We start from the raw sequence: 3,429 nt of genomic DNA, 5'->3' as shown, positions 1-3,429 counted from the left end.
CTCTTCGATCTCGCTCGAGGCATCCCCGGCCCCGCCTTGCCCGCTCGCGCCCCCGCTCGAAATCAGCGGCAGCTTCTTGATGTCGTCGATCGAGCCGAGCTGCGAGCCGGCCTGCACCGTGAGCGTCTGCGAGCCGGCGGTGAGCTGGCCCGCGCCGACGAGCACGCCGTTCTGCTGCAGCGCGGTCGTGATGGCCTGCGTGCTGAGACCCGCGGCGGCGAGCTTCGCCGAGTCGGGCGTGATGGTCACGCGCTGGCCGGCCAACCCCACGAGCTGGGCGTCGCCGACGCCGTCTGCCTTCTTGATGTCGGGCAGGACGAGGCGCGTGAGATCGTCGCCGAGCTTCGCGGTGTCGTCGCTTCCGGTCGCGGCGATCTGGATGACCGGCAGGTCGTCCAGGCTGACGCTGATCACCTGCGGGGTGACGTTGTCGGGCAGCGTCGACGAGATCTGGTTGATCGCCTGGTTGAGCTTCTGCTCGGCGGTGTCGAGGTCGGTGCCGTAGTTGAACTGGGCCGTGATGAGCGACTGGTTCGTCGAGCTGACCGCCGAGGTCTGGTCGAGGCCGGGAACACCCTGGATGGCCGTCTCGATGGGGGTGCTCACGTCGTTTGAGACCACGGCGGGGCTCGCGCCGGGGTACGTCGTCAGGATCGCGAGCTGGGGGAACTGCACCGAGGGGATCAGCTCCTGCTTGAGGTTCGTCAGCGCGACCCCGCCGAAGATCGCGGCGCAGATCGTGATGAGGGCGATGAGCGCGCGGTTCTTCATGCTCAATACGGCGAGGTTGTGCATGCCGGGCATCCTGTCAGCAATCGGTCACGGGCGGCTGTGCGCTTATCGCCGCAGCCGCGCGCGCAGGTCGTCGCGAACTCGGCGCTTCTCGCGACTTGGGCAGCCTTTGTGACGACCCAGGGTGGTGACGCGCATCAGGTCGTCAGAAAGTCGGCTTGCGGACCGCGCATCAGCACAATCGTGACGACCGGATGCCTGAACGGGACCGACACGCCGCGCGACTTCTCCAGCACAGCGCCGTGAGGCAGGTGTCTGTCCCCATTCCGGCTGCTTCGCGGGAGGTGGCACGGCGCGGGTCCCGATGCTGGTCTTCCATGCGACCAGCGACCCCGCTACCAGGACCGTTCACCGACCGCGCGTTCACGGTGCGAGAGGCGCTCGACGCGGGGCTCACCCGCGACCGCCTCGCCGCGGGCGACCTCTCACGCCCCTTTCATGGCGCCCGCAGCACCCTGCCATCGCTGGGCGACGATGCGAAGTCGCGCCAGGTCGCGTTCCGTCGGCTCGAGGAGTACCGACCGCTGCTGTCGATCGGTCACTTCTTCAGCTCGGTGTCTGCCGCCGTCTATTGGGATCTCCCGCTTCCCTGGCGGCTCTACGGCGGCCCGGTTCACGTAGCCACCCGCTGGCCCGCGCGCTCGCCTCGAGTGCGCGGGACGGTCGGCCATGCGCTCCGCCACCCGCGCGTCATCGAGCGCTCCGGCTGGCGAGTGCAGGCACCGGCTGACGCGTGGTGCGAGCTTTCGGCTTTCTTGTCTGTCGACGAGCTTGTCGCGGCCGGCGATGCCCTCTTCTACCGGCAACGCAAACTAGCGACACGTGACCGGCTGGCGGAGTCTGTGCGGAGATGGGGGAGCAAACCCGGCGCACTCAAGCTTCGTGAGGCCTTCGAACTCATTCGCGAAAACGCCGAATCGCCGAAAGAGACAGAGTGGAGGCTGATCATCATCCGTGCGGGCTTCCCGGAGCCCGCGCTGAACTTCGAGGTCTATGGACCGAACGGCGAGCTCGTCGCGATCATCGATCTCGCCTACCCGTGGGCGATGACGGGGCTGGACTACGAAGGCCGACACCACGCCGACGATCCGGAGCAGTTCGCGCGAGACGGCCGGCGATACAACGCGTTGCAGAAGGCCGGGTGGCACGACATCCGCATCATGGCCGGCATGCCGCGGGCGGAGATTCTCGACGACCTCGGCGAGCAGCTCTTCCGGAAGGGGTGGCGGCCTGCGGCATCCCCCGCCCATCTGGTGCCGTCGTCACAAACGGGGCGTGGAAGACATCCGTAAGCCACTTAAGTGACGACCCGCGGTGCGGTCGCGCGCGCCGGTCGTCACAAACGAGGCCAAAGACACGCCTGGCGGCCAAAACGTGACGACTCACCGGGCGGGTGCGTCGCCGCGGAAGACGGGAAATCAGGGGAAACCCCGAGAGCGCAAACGCGATATATCGTGTTAGCTTTTCATCACAGAAGTCGAGATATATCGCGTTTGGAGAATCGGATGCCCGAAGAGAAGTGGCTCGTGAACCCGGGCCAGTCCAAGACCGTCGACATCGACGGCATCACCTCGGTGAAGATCAGCCTCATCGGCGGCCAGGTCGACGTGATCGGCCACGACGAGCCGACCACCCGGGTCGAGGTCAGCGGCGTCACCGGCAAAGACCTCAAGATCACGGCCGAGAACGGCCGCCTCGAGATCGACCACCCGCAGCTGCGATGGGACAACTTCATCGACGTCTTCCGCTCGTGGCAGGGCAAGGCGCGCGCCGACGTCTCGGTGCTCGTGCCGCGCAACGTCGCGCTCAAGCTCGGCACGGTCAGCGGGCACGCTCTCGTCTCGGGCCTCATCAGCGACGCGCGGCTCAGCACCGTGAACGGCGACCTCACCACCGACACCCTCGTCGGCAACGTCGAGCTGAACGCGGTGAGCGGCGAGCTCGCGGTGCAGAACCATCTCGGTGCCGCGAAGGCCAACACGGTCAGCGGCGACGTCACCATGAGCGGCACACTCAGCCGGGTGAGCGCGGACGGCGTCAGCGGCAATGTGTTCCTCGACGTGCTGGGCGTGCCCGACAGCATCCGCCACAACACGGTCAGCGGCGACCTCACGCTTCGCCTCGACCATGACGCCCCCGCCCGCTTCCGCGTCAACACGGTGTCGGGCGTGCTGCAGGTCGCCGGCTCGATCTACCGTGGCGCGAGCGCCCGCAACTTCGACTACCAGGACGGCCCGCTCGACCAGCTGTGGATCGACGTCACCGCCAATTCCGTCAGCGGCAACGTCTCGGTCGTGCGCCGCACCTCCGCCGGCGAGGCAGCATGACACCCCCCGTCTTCAGCCACGGCAGCCTGCGCCTGTATCTGCTGAGCCTGCTGCAGGACGCGCCGAAGCACGGCTACGAGCTCATCCAGGCACTCGAGCAGCGCTTCGGCGGCACCTACAGCCCGAGCGCGGGCACCATCTACCCGCGCCTGTCGAAGCTGGAAGAGGAAGGACTCGTCACGAAGACGACGCAGGGCCGCAAGACCGTCTATGAGATCACGGATGCCGGCAGGCTCGAGCTCGACCGCAGAGAGGCCGAGCTGCGAGACATCGAAGCCGAGGTCACCGACTCGGTGCGGCGCCTCGCCGA

At 67.5% G+C, this 3,429-nt stretch carries 4 protein-coding genes; 3 read left to right on the top strand and 1 reads right to left on the bottom strand.

Features of this window, described 5'->3' with window-relative positions:
• Positions 1-795: efflux RND transporter permease subunit (locus ACM2XV_RS13510; RefSeq protein ID WP_487027302.1), on the bottom strand; the 795-nt coding region annotated here is incomplete at its 3' end.
• Positions 796-1,109: 314 nt separating this feature from the next.
• Between ACM2XV_RS13510 and ACM2XV_RS13505 the strand changes: the two genes are divergently transcribed.
• The 3 genes from ACM2XV_RS13505 to ACM2XV_RS13495 all read left to right on the top strand — a co-directional run.
• Positions 1,110-2,084 (top strand): hypothetical protein, encoded by a 975-nt coding sequence (locus ACM2XV_RS13505; protein ID WP_487027301.1) that lies wholly within the window; start codon positions 1,110-1,112, stop codon positions 2,082-2,084.
• A gap of 213 nt (positions 2,085-2,297) precedes the next feature.
• The gene (locus ACM2XV_RS13500; protein WP_344776948.1) at positions 2,298-3,119 is read left to right on the top strand and encodes a DUF4097 family beta strand repeat-containing protein; all 822 of its coding nucleotides are present in this window, start codon (positions 2,298-2,300) and stop codon (positions 3,117-3,119) included.
• Positions 3,116-3,429: PadR family transcriptional regulator (locus tag ACM2XV_RS13495; RefSeq protein WP_487027300.1), on the top strand; the 314-nt coding region annotated here is incomplete at its 3' end. The genes ACM2XV_RS13500 and ACM2XV_RS13495, both read left to right, overlap by 4 nt.

The organism is Gryllotalpicola sp. CP2-P1, from assembly GCF_057512245.1.
Note: the sequence above shows the minus strand (reverse complement) of the source record. Positions and strands in the feature narration are given on the sequence as shown.

What these genes read in the sequence shown, in the direction of transcription:
- ACM2XV_RS13505 (WP_487027301.1), top strand. Translation starts at nt 1,110, where the DNA reads ATGCGACCAGCGACCCCGCTACCAGGACCGTTCACCGACCGCGCGTTC.
- ACM2XV_RS13500 (WP_344776948.1), top strand. Translation starts at nt 2,298, where the DNA reads ATGCCCGAAGAGAAGTGGCTCGTGAACCCGGGCCAGTCCAAGACCGTC.